Origin of the sequence: Dyella humi, from assembly GCF_044904605.1 — a bacterium.
Classification (GTDB): Bacteria; Pseudomonadota; Gammaproteobacteria; order Xanthomonadales; family Rhodanobacteraceae; genus Dyella_B; species Dyella_B humi.
Genome location: NZ_JADIKI010000023.1, coordinates 57,733 through 78,504 on the forward strand (window position 1 = coordinate 57,733; position 20,772 = coordinate 78,504).

Sequence of the window (20,772 nt, forward strand, 5' to 3'; positions counted from 1 at the left end):
AATAGAGAAAGGAACCTCGGCGTCATTCCGGCGAAGGCCGGAATCCAGTCAAAACATGCGTGCGAAGCACACAACGTCGATTTGGAGTGCTTCGCACAACGTGTTTGTACTGGATTCCGGCCTTCGCCGGAATGACGTGCGCGCTGTAACAGACATCTAGGAAAACAAGGACATCTTCAGAACGACACATCCGCCGGCTGCGTCACCCGCAATACCGATTGATCGCCTGTGCGCTGTTTCCACGCCGCGCGAATCGCTTCGATCTTGCTGCGGTTGTCCGGCGTATCGGGGTAATAGATCACCAGCAGTTTTGAATGCAGGCGTTCGGGTGTGCTTTCCTGCTTGCCTTGCCACTGCCCGTAGACGTCGATCACGCTCAATCCATCCGGAAAACGCGGCGTGACTTCCTTATCCAGGAAGGCGCGCCATTGTGCTTCGCTGATGCCGTGCTCCGATTGATCGGCTGGCCCCAGGCCGAAGTAAAGCTTGGTATCCACCCAGTTCTGCGTTTGCGTCGGATGTGCCGCATCGCCGTGCAAGGTGGAAGAAGTGGAAGGCGCCGGCGCGGTCGCACAGGCAACGAGCTGCAGCGCAAGCACTGCGGCAAGCAGCAAACGATGGGTTTTCATGCACTCCCCTTGGCGAAACGTTTGGACGTCCAGATGCGTACGGCCTGCACGCGAGTATTCATGACGGATCGACGCTTTAGCAACCTGAGCATGCTCCTAGCCGGCATCCGTGTTTCAAACGCATCATTCGCAAAATGTTGCGTAAGCACAACGTAAGCCTTCTTGTAGGCATTTCCATCCTGTCTAGGCGACAAAAAATCTTATCAAGCATTTATTCCGTAAATTCAAAGGCTTTACTCCTACATCTCTGTACATGCCGCACCGTGCGACACGCATGATCTAGACAAGATCGCGTCATTACGATAAACAAATTGTTACATCGCAGCATAGGGAGGGAGCCGGTGTTTCAAGCGGCTTCTGCGGTGTTTTTGCTTGTCATCAAAGGCCAACAGAAGCGCCGGCAAAGACTGGGTACGCGGCGTTGGTCGGTATTTTTTTACTTTCCGGGGGAAGACCAGGCATGCATACATCCGAAGTTCGTCGTCACAAAACACTCTGGCTCGCATTGAGCGCAGCCCTGGCACTGAATACAGCCGGCGCGGTGCACGCCGACAACACGCAGGCGCCCAGCAGCAACGACGCGAACGACAAGACGCACAAGAGCACCACGCTTTCCACGGTCAACGTCAACGCGCAGGCACTGGCCGGCGGCCTGATGGCGGTGCAGGATCAGCCTAAGCAAGTGTCGACGATCACTGCGCAGGCGATCGCGCAGGTGCCGATCACTGCCGACTACACGCAGATCATCAACAGCGCGCCGGGTGTCAACTCCGCCTCCGGCGACGGCTTTGGGCTGACCGATGCCAGCAGTTACACCATCCGCGGGTTCAACGCGAGCGAAATCGGCGTCACGCTCGATGGCGTGCCGGTGAACGATGCCGGCAACTACATTCCCTACGCTTCGGAGTACGGCGAGGCGCGCAACTACGAATCGATCAACGTCTCGCAGGGTTCGGCCGATCTGGACATGCCGGATCTGGGTGCCGTCGGTGGCCACATCAGCTTCATCACCAAGAAGCCGACCGATGATTTCAACGTTTACTTGGGACAGACTGTCGGCAGCAACAACGCGCTGAGCACCTTCCTACGGGTCAATACCGGCGCCATCGGGCCGGTACGCAGTTGGATCTCGATATCGCGCAATTCCGACGACAAGTGGCGCGGCGGCGGCGACAACAACATCGATCGCATACAGGCGAAATCGGTGTGGACGATCGACGACAACAACAGCCTTACCGCCAACTTCAACCTCAATCGCGAGCGTAACTATTTCTACATGCCGCTGACCAAGGCGCAGGCGGCGCAGTACGGCTACAACTACGACTACAACACCACCTGGGTGCCCACGCCGGCCGGCGGTTTCGCCGCCAGCGATCTGTACAGCGCGCCCGCTACGCTTGCGCAGGTCAATTATTACCGGCTGTTCCAGAACCCATTCAAGTCGTGGGTGGCCAATCTTGATGGTGAATTCAAGTTCGGCAGCAACCTCTCGCTTTCGGTGATCCCCTACTTCCAGTTTGGCGACGGCAACGGCAGCTTTGCCGGATTCCTGCCGCTGCAATTCGTCAACGGCAAGCCGGTGGTGCAGGCGAACCAGTATGCGGACGGCCAATACGCGGTGTACGAAGCGTATCGGCCGATCACCTATCGCCCGGGCATCAATGCCAAGTTCACACTGGAACTGGGCCTGGACAACACGCTCGATTGGGGCATTTGGTACGAACGCTCGCGCCAGCTCGAATACATCGACGGCGCCTATGTCGATCCGCAGACCGGTATTCCCGAATCCATCTGGGGCGACAAGAATCTGCTCACCTACAGCAACGGGCAGATCTGGAAGAACTATTCCGAATACGACGTCACCACGGTCGAGAAAGCGTTCGTGGAAGACAGTTGGACACTCAACGATGCGTGGACCTTCAACGTCGGCGTGGCTTATCTGCACACCGAGCGCAACAACCAGTTCGTGCTCTATCCCGGCAATCCCGACGCTGCGGATTGGACGTCCGACCAGAACTCCGATCAACGCTATCACCGCTTTCTTCCGACGCTCGGCGCTTCGTGGAAGCTGGATGACAGCAACCAGCTCTACTACAGCATCACGCGCACTTTCCGCGCGCCGCCGGATGCCGCCACATTTGGCAATTCGCGGCTCGGCCTGCCGGCGCCGCTGCCGGAAAGCGCCTGGTCCAATGAACTAGGTTGGCGCTTCACCAAGGGACCGCTCGCCCTGCACACCGATGCGTACGTCGCCAACATGGGCAATCGCACGGCGGTAGGCCTCGACCCGAACACTTTCATCAACTACTACATCAACGCCGGGCGAGTGCGCATGGCCGGCCTCAATGCAGAAGGCACGCTGGATCTGGGCCAAGGCTTCAGCCTCTACAGCTCCTACACGTATACGCAGGCGAAGGTGCAGCAGGATCTCAACCTGCCAGCCACCGCCGACACAGCAGCCGCGTCCTATGCCACCAAGGGCAAGCAGTTTCCCGGTACGCCACGCAACATGGCGTATCTCGGCGCGCGCTATTCCGCGAACGGCCTGACCTTGAACCTCAACGGCAAGTTCACCGGCAGCGAATACGGCGACTTCATGAACTCCGAGCGCGTGGCGTCGAACTTCACGCTCAACGGCAGCGCCAGCTATGAGCTACCGGATTTCAGCGTGCTGCATAAGCCGACCATCGCGCTCAATGCGCTGAACCTGCTCAATCGTCGCTATCTGATGCTGCCGTCGAGCACGACGATTTCGGCGGAGGTGTCATCGCCGACTTATTACGTGGGTGCGCCGCGGCAGTGGTATCTGACGTTGAGTACGGAGTTGTTCTAACAGCTCGATGTCTCGCGGAAGGAATGCGTAACTTTACCTTGCCGTCATTCCCGCGAAAGCGGGAATGACGGCCGTAGGAGATGCAGTTATCGGCGAAGCTAACCCTCACGCCACTTCTTTCACGTCTTGCGACTGATGATGATGCGCGCCGCACGCTCGCCCTTGATGTAAAGCCAAAACCAGTTCAGTGCCACCAGCAGCCGATTGCGCACGCCGATCAGGAAATAGATGTGCGCAACTGCCCATATCCCCCACGCGATCCGACCGCGCAGCGTTACCTTTCCAAAATCCACGACGGCCGTGTGTTTGCCGATGGTGGAAAGGTTGCCGTAGTTGCGATAGCGGAACGGTCTCGGTGGCGCCCTGTTGCGAAGACGCGTTTTGATCACCTCCGCCACATAACGCCCTTCCTGTTTGGCCGCCGGAGCGAGGCCCGGCACCGGCTTGCCATTTTCCTGTTCAAGCAGGGCTGCGTCGCCGACCACGAAAATTTCCGTATGCGCAGGAACGCTGAGATCGCGCTCCACTTTCACGCGGCCAGCCTTGTCCGCCGGAACGTTCAACCATTGTGCAGCCGGCGATGCGCGCACACCGGCCGCCCAGAAGATGGCGCCGGCGCCGATGTATTGGTCCTTGCAGACGACGCCATCGGCACGGCATTCGGTTACTGGGTGATTGAGCAGCACCGTGACGCCCAGGCGTTCCATGGTGCGCAGCGCGTAATCGGCCAACGTCTCCGGAAAGCCAGACAACACACGCGGAGCGGCTTCGACCACTATCACTCGCGCTGTGCGCGTATCGATATGGCGAAATTCCCCAGGCATTTCTTCATGCGCCAGTTCCGCGATGGTGCAAGCCAGCTCCACGCCTGTGGCGCCTGCACCGATCACCACAATGGTCTGCAATGTCTGTCGCTTATCCGGATCAGGCTCGCGCTCGGCCTGCTCGAATATCGTCAGCAAATGCTGCCGTATCGATAGCGCGTCGCCCAAGGTTTTGAGCCCCGGCGCGTACTGTGCCCATTCGTCGTGACCGAAATACGCATGCGTGGAACCGGTGGCGAGCACCAGCGTGTCGTAGGGAATGCGCGAGTCATCGGTGAGCAGCACCGTCCTGGCAGCGACATCGACGCCATTCACTTCGGCCATCAGCGTGGTGACGTTCTTGAAGCGATGCAGCACGTGCCGGATCGGCCATGCGATCTGTGAGATATCCAGCGCCGCACCCGCCACCTGGTAGAGCAGCGGCTGAAAGACGTGGTGATTGCTGCGATCGATGATCGTGACATCGACCTCTTCCCCGCCAAGACGCCTGGCCGCCTCGAGACCACCGAAGCCGGCGCCCACGATCACTACGCGATGACGGTGCGTGGTTGCGTTCAATGCAATTCTCCTTAGGTGGCCGCTCGCGAAAAACTGGTTCGTCATTCCTGCGATGCTATATGGCATCACATGACATGCTTGAACAATAGGTCATGCACGCGATGTCATGCACCTGCAATTTGATGCTCGGCCACTGGCATGTAGCGCTTGCGATATTCGGCCGGTGTGACGCCAACGTGTTTTGCGAACACGCGCCGAAACGTATCGACGCTGTGGAAGCCGCACTTGGCAGCGACTTGCTTGGGCGCGGAATATCCCGCCTCGAACAGCGCACGCGCTGCATCGACACGCGCCGCTTCGACCCAGGCCGCAGGCGTGACGCCTACCTCGGCATGGAATAGCCGCGCGAAATGGCGCGGACTCAAACCCGCGCGCTCCGCAAGCTCGGACACGCCGTGGTCCAGCGCGGGATGCGCCACCACCCAGCGCTGCACCTCCTGCAAGACGGAGCGCCCGGCAGGACGTGTCTCGCCCTTTCGGCTGAACTGCATTTGCCCGCCCGGCCGCTTGAAGAACATGACCAATTGCGAGGCCACTTCCATCGCCACATCGCGGCCCAGATCCTCTTCCACAAGGGAAAGCGACAAATCGAGCCCGGCGGTGACACCTGCCGCGGTGCGCAACTTGCCGTCACGCACGTATAGCGCGTCGTCGTTCACTGTCACCGAAGGGTAGGCGCTTCTAAAGCGATCCGCGGCAGCCCAGTGTGTGGTGATGCGCTTGCCCTTCAGCAGGCCGGTGGCGGCAAGCACGAATGCGCCGGTGCATACCGAGCCATATCGGCGAGCCCGAACCGAAGTACGGCGCAACCAGGCGAGTGCAGGCGCAGACAGCGAATACTCGGCGGCATGCGGCGCTCCCGCCACCAGCAGGGTATCGACACGATCATCCGACTCCCCCGCCACCCGATCCGGCAGCAAGCGCACACCGGACGAGCTCGTGAGCGGACCGCGTTTACAGGCGACGATCTCCAGCTCATAGAACGTGCTGCCAGTTTCGATATTGGCCTGGGCAAACACATCGAGCGGTCCGGAAACATCCAGCAACTGCACGCCCGGCAGCGCCAGGATCGAAATCTTCTTTGCCACGGCTGCGTCCTCCGATGTCCGTGATGCGCGGAGAATGGCAGTATATGACGTATTGCGCCGTTTGATGCCATGGCTGTCGGGGCTGACACTGAAGTCGCCTCACCTTTGGAAACTGCTCATGACACGCATCAACGGCGTCGACATCCCCGACAGCCAGCTCGCACGCGAGATCACCGACCTGGTGCGGGATACCGCATCGCCTCTGCTTTTCCACCATTCAAGCCGCGTCTATTATTTCGGCGCATTGGCCGGCAAGCGCCGTGGCCTGCCGTTCGACCCCGAGCTGCTGTATGCCGGTGCGATGTTCCACGATATGGGACTTACGCAGGAGCACCGAAGCGCCGATCTGCGCTTCGAAGTCGACGGAGCCAATGCAGCGCGCGACTTTTTGCGCAGCCATGGCATTGCCCAGGCAGACATCGATACCGTCTGGACGGCTATTGCGCTTCACACCACGCCGGGCATTCCGGAGCACATGCATCCGGTGATCGCGCTGGTGACTGCAGGCGTGGAAATGGATGTGTTGGGCCTGGACTACCACGGCTTCAGCGAACAGGAGCGCGAAGCCGTGGTCCATGCGCATCCGCGTAGCAGCCACTTCAAGGAAGACATCATTCAGGCCTTCTACGATGGCATCCAGCACAAGCCCACTACCACGTTCGGCAATGTGAAAGGCGATGTGCTCGCTGACAAGCAACCTGGCTTCCATCCCGGCAATTTCTGCAGTGTGATCCGCGGCTCGGCGTGGCCCGGATAAGCGCCGACCGATGAGCTCCTGCAGGCGCGGTGCGTAGACCAAAGGGACTACGCACCAACGGAGGTGTCTGTTACCGTCAAGCTCTGCCGACCATGTGGGGGAGCTCATGCAATTGCGCCATCTTCGTGTCTGGTTCGCCATCGCGACCAGTCTGCTCGTACTGCCCGTCGTTGCCGACACGCCCAAGGCCACGCCTACCGCGAAGGAACTCATCGCGAAATCCAAGCCGGAAGAGTGGCGCACGCCAGACCCGGAGAACCTGCTGTACATGCAATTGCCACAGGGTCGCGTGGTGATCGAACTGGCGCCCGACTTCACGCCGCTGCACGCCGCCAATATCCGCACGCTGGTGCGCGAACATTACTTCGATGGGCTGGCGATCATTCGCGTGCAGGACAATTTCGTCACGCAGTGGGGCGATCCCAACGACGACGATAACGGCGACAAGAGCAAGATCAAGCCGCTGGGCAGCGCCAAGCACACGCTTCCATCGGAATACACGCGCGCGATCGATGCCAAGCTGCCGTGGACGCCGTTGCCCGATGGCGACGTCTACGCGCCGCAGGTGGGTTTCAGCGAAGGCTTCCCCACAGCGCGCGATCCGGCCAGCAACCGCGAATGGCTGGTGCACTGCTATGGCATGGTCGGCGTGGCGCGCGACGTGGCGCCGGACAGCGGCAACGGCAGTTCGCTGTACGTGGCGATTGGCCAGGCACCGCGCCAGATCGATCATAATCTCGCCATCGCTGGTCGCGTGATCGAAGGCATGCCTTATCTCTCCGGGTTGCCGCGCGGCACGGGGCCCTTGGGGTTCTACACGCAGGCATCGCAACGTGTGCCGATTCTGTCGGTGAAACTGGCCGCGGACCTGCCACCCGCCCAACGCGAGAAGCTTCAGGTGCTGCGCACTGACAGCAGCACTTTCGCTTCCATCATCGAAGCCAAACGCAATCGTCACGACGCGTTCTACACACTGCCGGCCGGAAAGATCGATGTCTGCAATATCGATGTTCCGGTGCGTACGGAATCGCCTGCCGCGAACACCGCGCATTGATGAGGTGCCCGGCGAGCGGTCCGGGCAGATGAATCCGTGCTAAGCGCCGCGGCAGGGATATACGCGGTTTTCGCCCCGCTCATAGTTACTTGGGCCGACGTCAACCGTATCCTGCGCAACAGTTGGCGAAAAGGCGGAAAGTAATGCGGCTCAGCTTGAAAATACTGACCTGGATGGTGGGTGTGCTGCTGGTGCTGGTGATCGCACTGGTTCTGCTAGTGGCGCTGTTCGACTGGAACCGGCTCAAGCCCACGATCGACGACAAAGTCAGCGCAGCTATCGGCCGATCCTTCGTGATCGGCGGTGACCTGAGCGCGGCATGGCGGCGCGAGCCGAGCGAACCCGGCCTGCGCGGGCTGATGCCATGGCCCACGTTCACCGCGCGCGACATCCATATCGGCAATCCGCCGTGGGCCACGCAATCGCAGTTCGTGCAGCTCGATGCGATCGAGTTCCGGATCTCTCCGCTACCGCTATTGCTGCACCACATCTATGTGCCTACGGTGCAGCTCTCTGGCCCGCGCGTGGATCTGGAACGCAACAGCCAGGGCCAAGCCAACTGGCAGCTTGCCTTTGCACAAGATCAGCAGCCGTCACGCTGGAAGCTCACTCTAGGCACTATCGGCTTCGACAAGGGCGAGATCGCGCTGGACGATGCCAAGAACCACCTGAACCTGCACGTTGCCGTCACGCCGCTGCAGCAAGCCATCCCTTACGACCAGCTCATCGCGCAAGCCACCAGCGAGGCACGCGCGGATGTGGGACATGACGTGGGCAGGATGGTGAACACCCAGCAGACCAATCCTGACGTTTCCGCCAACGCCAAGCGCAGCAGCTACCAGTTCGCATGGTCCGCCACCGGCAGCTATCAGGGCGCGCCGGTGAACGGTAGCGGCAAGACCGGCGCAGTGCTCGCCTTGCAGCAGACCGATCAGCCGTTTCCGGTGCAGGCGCGCCTACACGTGGGCGATAGCAAGATCGCGCTGGTCGGCACGCTGACCGATCCCACGCATCTGGGCGCGTTGAATCTGCGTGTATGGTTCGCCGGCACCAGCATGGCCAAGCTGTATCCGATTCTCGGTATTACCCTGCCCGATACGCCGCCTTACGCAACGGAAGGTCATCTGTCGGCGGAGTTGCATGCGCAGGGCAGTCGTTTCAGCTATCGCGATTTCAGGGGCCGCGTCGGCGAAAGTGATCTGAGCGGCAACCTGGAAGTGGTCACTGGCGGCCCGCGCATGAAACTGAGCGGGGATCTGCATTCGCAACTGCTGCGCTTTGCCGACCTGGGTCCGCTGGTGGGTGCCGACAACCAGGCGCAGAAGCAGGAACGCGGCGACACCACACCGCAGCCCAACGAAAAAGTGCTGCCGGTGGAGCAATTCCACACCGATCGTCTGCGCAGCATGGATGCCGACGTGGTTTTCGATGCGGCGCACATCGAGCATCCGGCCTCATTGCCGATCGATGCGCTCAGTACGCATGTCCATCTGGACAACGGCGTGCTGAAGCTCGATCCGCTGCATGCAAGTGTGGCCGGCGGCAGCGTCGGGGGAAATCTCAGCATGGACAGCAACACCCAGCCCATGCATACAAACATCAATCTAGGAGCGCGCCATCTGCAACTGAAACGCTTGTTTCCGACCGTGCAATCCATGCAGACCAGCTTCGGCGAGATCAACGGTGATGCAAGCCTGAGCGGCAACGGCAGCTCCGTATCTGGCTTGCTCAGCAATGCGAATGGGGAGCTGAAGCTGCTGATGAACAATGGCGCGATCAGCAAGACGCTGCTGGAAACGGCGGGACTGAACGTGGCGAACGTGGTGATGGGCAAACTGTTCGGCGACAAGACAGTACAAATCCATTGCGCTGCCACCGACATGGTCGGCATCAACGGCGTGTTCACCAGTCGCCTGTTCGTGCTCGATACGAGCGATGCCACCATCAACGTGACCGGCACGATCAATTTCAACAACGAGCACCTGGACCTGGACGTGGTGCCGCACACGAAAGGCTTGCGGATCTTCTCACTGCGCTCGCCGCTGTACGTGAAAGGCACTTTCAAGGATCCGGACGTGGGCGTACAGCCTGGGCCGCTGATCTTGCGCGGCGGCGGCGCGGTGGCGCTGGCGGTGTTCGCTGCACCTGTGGCGGCTTTGCTCGCGGTGATCGTGCCTAGTCGCGGTGAGCAGCTAAATCAGTGTCAGCAAGTGTTGACGGAGCTGCGCAATGCGCCGCCTGCGAGTGGCGACAAGAAACCTTCGCATTGACTGCTTTGTGCTCATAGCCCCTCGCCCTCCGGGAGAGGGGCTGGGGTGAGGGTGCGATCAGCGCGCGATCACAACGACTTGCGCAAGAAGCCAGCCTTGCGCTCCGCCCGAACCCTCACCCGCCCCCCGATCGAGTCGAGGGCAGGCTTCTCGGCACCCTCTCCCGGAGGGAGAGGGATTCACTAAGGAGACTTTTCCTTACGTCTGTTTCCCTCATCGATACTTCCCGCCCGGCTAAACTGAGCGCCTTCCCCACTCTCCCCGCCGCCCATGCAGCCCGTCACCAAGGCCCGCCTGCAAATTCATTTCTGCGTGCTGCTATGGGGCTTCACCGCCATCCTCGGCAAGCTGATCACCTTGCCGGCGATGGCGCTGGTGTGGTGGCGCATGCTGCTGGTGGCTGGCGCCCTGTTGCTGATACCTCGCGTGCGGCACGGCCTGCGCGCCATGCCGGCCAGGTTGCGTTTGGCGTATGCCGGTATCGGCATGCTGGTGGCGCTGCATTGGCTGACGTTCTACGCGGCGATCAAACTGGCCAATGCATCCGTGGGTGCCACGTGCATCGCGTTGGGGCCAGCGTTTCTTGCGTTCGTCGAACCGTGGATCGCCGGACGGCGCTTTGACGCACGCGAGTTGCTGATCGCCATTGCGGTGGTGCCGGGCGTAGCGATGGTCGCTGGAGGCGTGCCGGGCCATATGCGTATTGGCATCGCGGTGGGCGTGCTGTCGGCGCTGTTCGTGGCGCTGTTCGGCGCGCTCAACAAGCGCATGGTCGATCACGGTGATCCGCTCACCGTCACCTGCATCGAGCTGGGCACCGGCACGCTCCTGCTCACCTTACTGGCGCCGCTGCTGCCGCACGATGGCGCGGCGTTCCAGCTTCCCGATCTGCACGATTCGCTGCTGCTGTTGCTGCTGTCGTTCGGCTGCACGCTGTTGCCGTTTTCGCTGGCGCTGGTCGCGCTGCGTCATGTGAGTGCGTTTGCGATGCAGATGATCACCAACCTGGAGCCCGTCTACGCCATCGTATTGGCGATGTTGCTGTTGGGCGAGCAACGCCAGTTGGATGGCTGGTTCTACGCGGGCGTGGCGGTGATTCTTGCCGCGGTATTCGCGCATCCGCTACTGCATCGCAAAGAGCAGATGCCGGTGCAGGCGGAATTGCTGGGGACGGCGGAGAGTCACAATCTCGATTGAACGCTCCGACGAGCCCCTCTCCCGGAGGGAGAGGGACTCACTCGAAAGCTTTCACCGACATACAGATCAGCGCTTCGCCAAACGATCCCGCATGAAGTCGATAAACGCCCGCACCTTCGCCGGCGGCTGCGGATCCGGATAGACCGCGTGGATGCCGCCCTCCAGCAAGTGATACTGCGGCAGCAGCACCTGCAGGCGGCCGGCGCGGATGTCGTCTTCCGCCAGATAATCCGGCAATACGGATACGCCTGCGCCGGCGAGTACCAGTCCGCGAATCGCCGCTGCATTGTTGGCCTGCATCACCTGGCGCATACGGACGATGCGACGCGTGCGACCACGGGTGAAGGTCCAGCGCAAAGGCGTGGCCAGCGCCGACATGGCGATCCATCCGTGCACAGACAGGTCCTCCGGTCGGCGCGGCGTGCCGTGCTCGACCAGATAAGCCGGAGAAGCCATCACGAACTGGCGGAAACCTCCTAGGCGAGTCGCACGCAAGCTGGAATCGCGCAGCCAGCCGATGCGGACTGCCATATCGAAACGCTCGGCAATGAGATCGTTGATCTGGTCGTTGATCACCAGGTCCACATGCAGCAGCGGATGCAGGCGGCGAAATTCCGCCAGTGCCGGCGCGAGCACCGCGGTGCCGTAATCCGTTGAAGTAGTGAGGCGCAGCGTGCCGGTGGGCGTGCTGCGCTGAGTGCCAACGCGCTCGATCGCGGCTTCCGCCTGTTCGAGCAATGGCACGCAATCGGCATGAAAAGCCGCGCCTGCTTCGGTCAGCGCCATGCGCCGCGTGCTGCGCACGATCAGCGTGATGCCCAGTTCACGCTCTAGCCTCAACAGGTGCTGGCTGACCATGGCCTTGGTCATACCTAGTTGCACCGCCGCCGCGGTGAACGAGCCGGCGCGCACTAGCGCCACGAAAACGGCCAGGCGATTGAGATTGACGTCGCGTCCCATGCCCTATGATTGTCAACCTTATCTTGACAGTCAATTGCGTATTAGTCCGCTTATCGATCCAATGTGAAAAGCGCATGCTTCCGCTCCATCGCTTTCCCACGGAGACAACGCATGAAACTGGTTCTTTTCGGCGCCACCGGCCACATCGGTCACGCCATCCTCGACGAAGCCCTGGCGCGTGGCCACGACGTCATGGCGATCGTGCGCGACGCCGGCCGGCTCACGCAGCAGCACGAGAAGCTGCATGTGGTGGTGGGTACCGTCGAGGAATCGGCCATCTGGTTGGCCTACGCCAAGCATGCCGATGCGGTGATCGCCAGCCTTTCCGCCCGCCGCGACGGCCATGTGGACACTATTCCAAATGCTGCGCAGACGCTGCTCGAAACGCTCAACGGCACCAATCTCAAGCGCTTGCTATGGGTAGGTGGCGCCGGCAGCCTGGAGGTTGCACCGGGCGTGAAAGTGATCGATGACCCACACTTCCCCGAAGCCTGGAAGCCCGAAGCGCAGGCGCAGGCCCGCGCGCTGGAAGTGTTCCGCGCCAGCAAGGCCAATGTGGATTGGACCTATATCAGTCCCGCCGCGCTGATCGAGGATGGCGAACGCACCGGCAAATACCGCGTCGGCGGCGAGCAATTGCTGGTGGATGACAAGGGCGTCAGCCGCATTACCGTGCCCGACTATGCGGTTGCGGTGCTCGATCGGCTGGAGAAGAACGATGCGCTTCGGCAGCGCATTACGGTGGCGTATTAAACTTCCGAAGTACGCCATTCTCCTGCACGCAGGGGAGCATGCTCTTCTCCTCCCCCTGCTTGCAGGGGGAGGTTGGGAGGGGGTGAACACTTGCGGGAAAGTTCGTCGCAAGTACTCACCCCACCCCAACCCTCCCCTGCACGCAGGGGAGGGAGCATGGCGACATACACGTCCCTCATGCGAGTACGCTGCCCGCCATGAACTACCGCCACGCCTATCACGCAGGCAACTTCGCCGACGTCCTCAAGCACAGTGTGCTGTTTGCGCTGATCCAGGCACTGAAGGCGAAGGACACGCCGTTCGCGCTGATCGATACGCATGCCGGCAGCGGCTGCTACGCGCTCGACAGCGAAGAAGCCGGCAAGACCGGCGAATACCGCGACGGCATTGCACGTCTGCTGTTTCCCGATTTGCAACAACATGCCGAACAAAGTGCGCTGCCGCCGCTGCTGCGTCATTGGCTCGATAGCATCCTCGCGCTGCCCGGCAACGAACACGGCCTGAAGCTGTATCCCGGGTCGCCATTGCAGGCGGCGCTCGCGATGCGCGCAACGGACAGCGCTCAACTGTGCGAATGGCATCCGGAGGAGGCTTCGCAACTGCGTGAACTATTCCACCACGATCGCCGCGTACACGTGCATCATCGCAACGGTTACGAAGCGTTGAAGGCATTGCTTCCGCCGAAGGAAAAGCGCGGCCTGGTACTGATCGATCCGCCTTACGAAGCGCAGGAAAGCGAATTCCGCGTGATCGAAGAAGCGTTGAAAGCAGCCTTGCAGCGCTGGCCGAACGGCATCTATGCAGTGTGGTATCCGATCAAGCTGCGCAGCCAAGTGCAGCCGTTTCTGCGCTGGCTTCAGCGCTGCGGCGCACGGCGGGTGCTGCAGGCGGAGCTGCTGGTGCGTCCGGACGATTCGCCATTGCGTCTCAACGGATCGGGCATGGTCGTTCTCAACGCGCCATGGAATCTCGATCAGGTGCTGCGCGAACCGTTGCAGGCCATGGCACGCCTGCTATCGCAGGAACGCGCGGCAACGTGGCGGTTGGACTGGCTGGCGCACGAAGACGACACGCCCGCCTCACATGTGCATCACGCAAGGCCGCTACCGCGACCGCAACGTCCCCGCTAAGCTCAAAGCAGGTTTGCACGTTCGCTGAAGGGACATCGCCATGAACATCCGCACCGCTTTCCGTCCACTCGCGCCGCTAGCACTTTTGCTGTTGGCCGCCTGCGCGCCAGCGCCGATCTACAAAGCCGCGCCAGGTACGACGATCACCGCGGTGCCGGCGCAAGTGGCGCACACACCGGAGCAATACGGCAACGGCTCGGTGATCTGGGGCGGCAGCGTGGTCAGCGTACGCAATTTCCCGGATCACACGGAGATGGAGATCCTCGCCTATCCACTGGATTCCTCACAGCGTCCGCAGCCGAATGCGCAGGGACTGGGACGCTTCATCGCGGTTTTCCCGGGCTATCTGGAATCCTTCAACTATCCCAACGGTAGGCTGGTCACACTCACCGGCCAACTCAGCGGCAGCCGTGCGGGCACGGTGGATCAGGCGCCCTACACCTATCCGCTGGTGACCGTGGCGCAGTCGCATCTTTGGACACCCGACGAGCTGCGCCAGGGACATCCCAACGTCAGCTTTGGTGTGGGCGTAGGCGTGGGTATTCACTGAGGTATGGCCGGTCACGCCAACGCGCTCAAGCCCATTCTGCTGGCGCTGGGCGCGAACTTCGCGATCTTCGTTTCCAAGCTAGCTGCCGCGGTGGTGACCGGCTCCGGCGCGATGCTGGCCGAGGCGGTCCATTCGCTGGCCGATTGTGGTAATCAAGGTTTGCTGCTGCTCGGCATGCGCCAGGCAAAAAGGCCGCCGTCCGATGACTATCCGCTGGGGTGGGGACGCGCGCTGTATTTCTGGTCGTTCGTGGTAGCGCTGCTGCTCTTCGCGGTGGGTGGGCTGTTCTCGATCTACGAAGGTGTGCACAAGCTTGCCCATCCCGAACCCTTGCGCTGGCCATGGGTGGCGTTGGGCGTGCTGCTGTTCGGCATCGTGATGGAAAGCATCTCCATGCGCGGTTGCCTACACGAGGTGAACCAGGCGCGTGGCGAGCAAAGTCTGTGGCGCTGGTTCCGCGAAACGCGCTCCAGCGAGCTGCTGGTGATCTTCGGCGAAGACCTCGCCGCCCTGCTCGGCCTGTGCCTTGCCGCGCTGGCCATCGGCGCCACCATGCTCACCGGCAATCTGCTGTTCGACGCACTGGGCACCATCGCCATCGGCGTGTTGCTAGTGGTAGTGGCATTCCTGCTGGCCATCGAGGTGAAGGCCCTGCTGATCGGCCAAGGTGTGGAGCCGCGCCGCCGCACGGAACTGCTCGTCTTCCTGCGCGGCAGGCCGGAAGTGGCCGAGGTGCTCAATCTGATCACGCTGCAAATGGGGCCGGACGTGATGGTGGCGGTGAAGGCACGCATGGCGCCGACACCCGACAATCTCAGTTTGATCGAGGCCATCAACACGGTGGAGCGCGAGATGAAAGCTCACTTCGCTGAAGTCCGCTGGAGCTTTTTCGAGCCCGACGTGGCTGATTGACTGTCCGCGACACTTTGCTGCACTGCGGGATATTGACGACAGCGTGTAACCTTCATTAGCCATTGACACTGCTTGATCAGGCAAAATAGGTCGCCGCATATTCATGCTGCAGTGCAAACAATACGCTATAGTATGGGGATGAACATGACCCCTGCCCGCGATTTCGACGCCTATACCCGCCATGCCCAGCCGCCGCCGCGCAGCCGCGAGCGCTTTGCGCCTTCGCCGCGTTCCGGTTCGCGTCATGGCGAGGTGGTGCATACCGCCGATGGACGCGAACTGATCTTGCGCGATATCGAGCCCGGCGACGTGGCTGCCGTGCAGCGCTGCTTCAAGCGCCTACCGCTGCAGGACGTACGCCGCCGCTTCATGCACGCCATGTCGGAGCTGCCTACGTCGATGGCACAGCGCCTGTGCCGCATCGACCCGGAGCTGGAAGCCGCCTTCGTGCTGATCGACGAAACCGTGAAGCCGACCGAACTACGCGGCGTGGGTCGCGTCTTCGTCGACGTCGCCAGCAACAGCGCCGAGTTCTCGGTACTGGTGGAACGCGAGTGGACACGCATCGGTCTTGGTGCGCTGTTGATGCAACGGCTGGTCGACGAATGCCGCCGCCGCGGCCTGAGCGAAATCTGGGGCTACGTGCTGATGGAAAACCGCCCCATGCTGGAGCTGTGCAAGGAACTGGGTTTCATCGCCAAGATGATGCCTGGCGAAGCGGGCACGGCGCAGATCAGGCTGAAGCTTTGAGCTGCCCCCTCACCCTTTTTGCATGGCCGTCATTCCCGCGAAAGCGGGAATCCATCTTGCTCTGGGGCGAAAAGCAAAATGGATTCCCGCTTTCGCGGGAATGACGGCCGTGAGGGATATTGCACATGGGGATGAGCAAGCGCTGCAGTGTGCAATTAACCCATACGCGGCTGTCGCGCCGTAAAACATGCCACTTTGCCATGCTGCATGAGTTCGACATCAACAAAATGCTGGCGTAATGCCTGCTCCAAACCTTCCAGCGTGTCGGCCCGGTTTCCGAAAATACCTTTCTTGTTATAGACGTCCATCAGTTTGCGGCCGAGCCCTTTGTGACCGGCAGCGTCGCCCAGGATGGTGGCGCCGTACACCACGCCGCCTTGCGCGAGATGCTGTTTCAGATGGTCGAACGCGTGGGCCTTGTCCGCCATCTCGCCGGGCAGGCAATGCAGCAGATAGAACAGCGCGATCGAGTCATACTTGCGATCGCCCAGGGCCGTCAACGGCTGCATCACGTCCTGCACGAACCAGCTCACGTCCGCGCGTCCCAGCCTGGCGGCCGCAGTGTGCAGGCTGTTCTCGTTCAGATCGAGCAAGGCCAGATCCTGATCCGGCCCGAACCCCGCATGCTCCAGATAGAAGCCCGTGCCCACGCCAACATCCAGATGTCGCGCCCCGATATGCCGGCGGTAGAACGGCAGCAATACATCCGCGGTGGAGCATTTCCATGCCCAGCGGTTAGAAACACCCAGCACCCACCAGTCATAGAGCTTCAGTACCCACGGTGAGTACACGCCGGCGCCGGCCTGGGTGTCGAGTGTGGTTTCGTCGGTGGTCATGGAAAGATTCCTGCTTTCGGAGCGTTGGCTGCGGGAAGCCGGTGAAATTTCGCATGTGATGCGGTGGAGCGCAATGTCCTCAGAGCGCTCCTTTCCCACCGGGAAAGGGTCTCGTGCCGCCCGCTTGATGAGTAGCCATCGGCCAACGCGCTAAACTTGCGCGCTCAATTGGCGCCCCTGCCCTGCGCCCTCCCACGCAAGATCCCTCATGCCGACCCCGATCAGTCATCCACCGCTCCCCACCAGCCCCAAGCAACGCCGCTTCTGGACGCCCCCACACGGCTCAGCGCGCGCCCTGCTGGTCGCCGAGGCTGCCAGGTCGCACGAAGGCCTGGTGGTCGTGGTGACGCGCGACACGCAGCGCGCGCATGCGCTGGAAGACGAGCTGCGCATTTTCGCGGGCACGCTGCCGGTGCTGCATTTCCCGGACTGGGAAACCCTGCCCTACGACGTCTTCAGCCCGCATCCGGACATCGTCTCCCAGCGCGTCGCCACGCTCTACCAGCTGCCCGGCGTGAAGCGCGGCGTGCTGGTGGTGTCGGCGGCCACGCTGATGCAACGCATCGCGCCGCGCTCACACATCACCGGTTCCGGCCTGATGCTGCGCAAAGGGCAAAAGCTCGATATCGCTACCGAGCAACGTCGCCTGGAGGCCTGCGGCTATCGGCATGTGCCGCAGGTGGCCGAGCCCGGTGACTTCGCCGTACGCGGTGCCTTGATCGACATCTATCCGATGGGCGCGAGCGAGCCATATCGCATCGAGCTATTCGATGACGAAGTGGAATCGATCCGCAGCTTCGATCCGGAAACGCAGCGCTCGCAGCAGCAAGTGGAAAAAGTAGAACTGCTGCCCGCACGCGAATTCCCCGTCACCGACGATGCCGCCAAAGCCTTCCGCAATCGCCTCCGCGAGCGCTTTCCCATCGATGTGCGCCGCTGTCCGCTCTATCAGGACATGAAGGAGGGCGTCACGCCCGGTGGCATCGAGTATTACCTGCCGTTGTTCTTCGACAACACCGCGACGCTGTTCGATTACCTCGGCGATGACGCGCTGTTCGTGCTCGGCGAAGGCGCGCGCGAAGCCTCCGAGCAGTTCTTGACGCAGACGGCCGAACGCTACGACCAGCGCGCGCACGACATCGAACGCCCTGTGCTGCCGCCCGCTGAGCTGTACCTTTCGCCCGAGCAATTGCGCGAACAGCTCAACCGGCGCCTGCGCGTGGAAGTAGTCGACAGCGGCCACGAACATGCCGTCAACGCCGGCACACAGCCCGCGCCGGAGGTTCCGCTCAACCGTAAGGGCGAGGAACCCGGCACCTCGCTGCGTCATTTCTTCGAAGCGTATCCAGGGCGCACGCTGATCGCCGCCGATTCGGCCGGCCGCCGCGAGGCGCTACTCGAACAACTGGCCACGACAGGCCTGCGTCCGCACAACGTCGACGGCTGGCAGGCTTTTCTCAACGATGCGAACAAGCTCGCAATCACCATCGCGCCGATGGAGCAAGGCTTTGCGCTGAAGCAGCCGGCCATCACCGTGCTCACCGAGCGCGAGCTATTCGGCGAGCGCGTGCGTACCGAGCGTCGTCGCCGTCGTGGCGCGGCGCGCGATCCTGACGCGGTGATTCGCGATCTGACTGAGCTCTCCATCGGCTCGCCGATCGTGCACATCGATCACGGCGTCGGCCGCTACCAGGGCCTGGTGTCGATGGAACTGGGTGGCATGACGGGCGAGTTCCTAGTCATCGAGTACGCCAAGGGCGACAAGCTCTACGTGCCGGTGGCGCAACTCGGCCTGGTCAGCCGTTATTCCGGCACAGCGCCGGAACTGGCGCCACTGCATTCGCTAGGCGGCGACGCGTGGGAACGCGCGCGCAAGAAAGCCGCCGAGAAAGTGCGCGACGTGGCTGCCGAGCTGCTGGCGATCTATGCACAACGCGAAGCGCGCGGCGGTGAGTCATTGCCGATCGATCGACAACTCGTCGAGGAATTCGGCAGCAGCTTCCCGTTCGAGGAAACACCCGATCAACAGCAAGCGATCGATGCGGTACTGGGCGATCTCGCCAAGCCGCGCGCGATGGATCGCGTGATCTGCGGCGACGTGGGCTTCGGCAAAACCGAAGTCGCATTGCGCGCTGCCTTCGCCGCGGCCACTGCCGGCAAGCAGGTAGCCCTGCTTGTGCCGACCACCCTGCTCGCGCAGCAGCATTACCGCAATTTCGCCGACCGCTTCGCCGACTGGCCCGTGAAAGTCGATGTGCTATCGCGCTTCCGCTCCACCAAAGACGTAAACGAAGCACTCAAGCGCATGGCCGATGGCCAGATCGACGTGATCATCGGCACGCACAAGCTGCTGCAGTCGGATGTGAAATTCAAGAATCTCGGCCTGGTAATCGTCGACGAAGAACAGCGCTTCGGTGTGCGTCAAAAAGAACAGCTGAAAAAGCTGCGCGCCGAAGTCGACCTGCTCACCATGACCGCCACGCCGATTCCGCGCACGTTGAACATGGCGATGAGCGGTCTACGTGATCTCTCGATCATCGCCACGCCGCCCGCGCATCGCATGGCGGTACGCACTTTCGTTTCCGCGTGGGAACCTGCGCTAATTCGCGAAGCCTTCCAGCGTGAACTGCAGCGCGGCGGCCAGGTGTATTTTCTGCACAACGAAGTGGAAAGCATCGAGCGCACCGTGCGCGAAGTACAGGAGCTCATTCCCGACGCGCGCGTCGGCATTGCCCACGGCCAGATGCCGGAGCGCGAACTGGAACAGGTGATGGCGGATTTCCATCGCCAGCGCTTCAACGTGCTGGTGTGTACCACCATCATTGAAACCGGCATCGACATTCCCACCGCCAACACCATCATCATCAATCGTGCCGATCGCTTCGGGCTGGCGCAGTTGCATCAGCTGCGTGGTCGCGTGGGGCGTTCGCACCATCGCGCGTATGCGTACCTGATCGTGCCGGATCGCCGAGCCATCACTGCAGATGCGGAGAAGCGCTTGGAAGCACTAGCCTCGCTGGAAGAACTCGGCGCAGGGTTCACGCTGGCCACGCACGATCTGGAAATCCGCGGCGCGGGCGAACTGTTGGGTGACGAGCAATCGGGCCAGATCCAGGAAATCGGCTTCGGCCTTTACACCGAATTGCTGGAACGCGCCGTGCGCGCGCTGAAATCCGGCAAGGTGCCGGACTTCGATCTTTCCAGCGAGCATGAAACCGAAGTGGAACTGCATCTTCCCGCACTGATTCCAGACGATTACTTGCCCGACGTGCACGCGCGTCTGACGCTGTACAAGCGCATCGCCAGCGCGCGCGATGAGGAAACGCTGCGCGAGCTGCAAGTGGAAATGATCGACCGCTTTGGCTTGCTACCGGACGCGGTGAAGAACCTGTTCGCGGTGGCCGGCCTTAAATTGATGGCCACGCCGCTGGGCATTCGCAAACTGGATTTCGGCGCGAACGGCGGGCGCATCACCTTCCGCGACAAGCCCGACGTGGACCCGATGGCGATCATTCGCCTGATCCAGAGCTCTCCGCGCGCGTACAAGTTGGATGGACAAGACAAGCTGAAGATCAGTCTGGAACTGCCTGGTGCCAACGAGCGGATTCGCGCGGCGCAGGATCTGCTTGGAAGGCTTGGGGCGCGCAAAGCTGCGTGATCTGCTCCCTCTC

General features: G+C 61.7%; 16 protein-coding genes. 11 read left to right on the forward strand and 5 right to left on the reverse strand.

Features of this window, described 5'->3' with window-relative positions; translation table 11 throughout:
• Positions 1 to 176: 176 nt before the first annotated feature.
• Positions 177 to 629, reverse strand: a complete 453-nt coding sequence (locus ISP18_RS11375; protein WP_380006611.1) for a DUF3574 domain-containing protein — start codon at positions 627 to 629, stop codon at positions 177 to 179.
• 460 nt (positions 630 to 1,089) lie between these two features.
• Here ISP18_RS11375 and ISP18_RS11380 point away from each other — a divergent pair, with 460 nt between their 5' ends.
• Positions 1,090 to 3,462, forward strand: coding sequence for a TonB-dependent receptor family protein (locus tag ISP18_RS11380; protein ID WP_380006608.1), 2,373 nt, complete (start codon positions 1,090 to 1,092; stop codon positions 3,460 to 3,462).
• 119 nt (positions 3,463 to 3,581) lie between these two features.
• Here the strand turns inward: ISP18_RS11380 and ISP18_RS11385 are convergent, their stop codons facing one another.
• Positions 3,582 to 4,844: an NAD(P)/FAD-dependent oxidoreductase gene (locus tag ISP18_RS11385; protein WP_380006605.1), complete on the reverse strand. Its 1,263-nt coding sequence runs from the start codon at positions 4,842 to 4,844 to the stop codon at positions 3,582 to 3,584.
• A 104-nt stretch (positions 4,845 to 4,948) separates the two neighbouring features.
• Positions 4,949 to 5,932 carry a GlxA family transcriptional regulator gene (locus ISP18_RS11390; RefSeq protein ID WP_380006602.1) on the reverse strand — a complete coding sequence of 328 codons (984 nt, stop codon included), beginning with the start codon at positions 5,930 to 5,932 and terminating at the stop codon, positions 4,949 to 4,951.
• 118 nt (positions 5,933 to 6,050) lie between these two features.
• On the opposite strand from ISP18_RS11390, the gene ISP18_RS11395 reads away from it, so the two are divergent.
• From ISP18_RS11395 to ISP18_RS11410, 4 genes are all read left to right on the forward strand, one after another.
• Complete coding sequence (locus ISP18_RS11395) at positions 6,051 to 6,689, forward strand: HD domain-containing protein (RefSeq protein WP_380006599.1); 639 nt, start codon at positions 6,051 to 6,053, stop codon at positions 6,687 to 6,689.
• A gap of 106 nt (positions 6,690 to 6,795) precedes the next feature.
• The gene (locus tag ISP18_RS11400) at positions 6,796 to 7,743 is read left to right on the forward strand and encodes a peptidylprolyl isomerase (RefSeq protein ID WP_380006596.1); all 948 of its coding nucleotides are present in this window, start codon (positions 6,796 to 6,798) and stop codon (positions 7,741 to 7,743) included.
• Between the two features lie 155 nt (positions 7,744 to 7,898).
• Positions 7,899 to 10,013 carry an AsmA family protein gene (locus tag ISP18_RS11405; RefSeq protein WP_380006594.1) on the forward strand — a complete coding sequence of 705 codons (2,115 nt, stop codon included), beginning with the start codon at positions 7,899 to 7,901 and terminating at the stop codon, positions 10,011 to 10,013.
• A 270-nt stretch (positions 10,014 to 10,283) separates the two neighbouring features.
• Complete coding sequence (locus ISP18_RS11410) at positions 10,284 to 11,210, forward strand: DMT family transporter (RefSeq protein WP_380006591.1); 927 nt, start codon at positions 10,284 to 10,286, stop codon at positions 11,208 to 11,210.
• Between the two features lie 66 nt (positions 11,211 to 11,276).
• On the opposite strand, the gene ISP18_RS11415 is transcribed toward ISP18_RS11410, so the two are convergent.
• Positions 11,277 to 12,170, reverse strand: a complete 894-nt coding sequence (locus ISP18_RS11415; protein ID WP_380006588.1) for a LysR family transcriptional regulator — start codon at positions 12,168 to 12,170, stop codon at positions 11,277 to 11,279.
• 111 nt (positions 12,171 to 12,281) lie between these two features.
• Between ISP18_RS11415 and ISP18_RS11420 the strand changes: the two genes are divergently transcribed.
• The 5 genes from ISP18_RS11420 to ISP18_RS11440 all read left to right on the forward strand — a co-directional run bounded on the left by ISP18_RS11420 (position 12,282) and on the right by ISP18_RS11440 (position 16,265).
• Positions 12,282 to 12,923 carry an NAD(P)-dependent oxidoreductase gene (locus ISP18_RS11420; RefSeq protein ID WP_380006585.1) on the forward strand — a complete coding sequence of 214 codons (642 nt, stop codon included), beginning with the start codon at positions 12,282 to 12,284 and terminating at the stop codon, positions 12,921 to 12,923.
• A 197-nt stretch (positions 12,924 to 13,120) separates the two neighbouring features.
• Entirely contained in the window at positions 13,121 to 14,053 is a 933-nt protein-coding gene (locus tag ISP18_RS11425) for a 23S rRNA (adenine(2030)-N(6))-methyltransferase RlmJ (RefSeq protein WP_380006582.1), read from the forward strand.
• A 40-nt stretch (positions 14,054 to 14,093) separates the two neighbouring features.
• Complete coding sequence (locus ISP18_RS11430; protein ID WP_380006579.1) at positions 14,094 to 14,603, forward strand: Slp family lipoprotein; 510 nt, start codon at positions 14,094 to 14,096, stop codon at positions 14,601 to 14,603.
• A gap of 3 nt (positions 14,604 to 14,606) precedes the next feature.
• Entirely contained in the window at positions 14,607 to 15,515 is a 909-nt protein-coding gene (locus ISP18_RS11435) for a cation diffusion facilitator family transporter (protein ID WP_380006576.1), read from the forward strand.
• Between the two features lie 144 nt (positions 15,516 to 15,659).
• A complete protein-coding gene (locus ISP18_RS11440; protein ID WP_380006573.1) occupies positions 15,660 to 16,265 on the forward strand; it encodes a GNAT family N-acetyltransferase in 606 nt (201 codons plus the stop codon).
• Between the two features lie 155 nt (positions 16,266 to 16,420).
• Here ISP18_RS11440 and ISP18_RS11445 read toward each other — a convergent pair whose 3' ends face one another.
• Positions 16,421 to 17,101: a class I SAM-dependent methyltransferase gene (locus ISP18_RS11445; protein ID WP_380006570.1), complete on the reverse strand. Its 681-nt coding sequence runs from the start codon at positions 17,099 to 17,101 to the stop codon at positions 16,421 to 16,423.
• A gap of 208 nt (positions 17,102 to 17,309) precedes the next feature.
• On the opposite strand from ISP18_RS11445, the gene mfd reads away from it, so the two are divergent.
• Positions 17,310 to 20,759: a transcription-repair coupling factor gene (gene mfd / locus ISP18_RS11450; protein WP_380006567.1), complete on the forward strand. Its 3,450-nt coding sequence runs from the start codon at positions 17,310 to 17,312 to the stop codon at positions 20,757 to 20,759.
• The last annotated feature ends 13 nt before the right edge of the window (positions 20,760 to 20,772 follow it).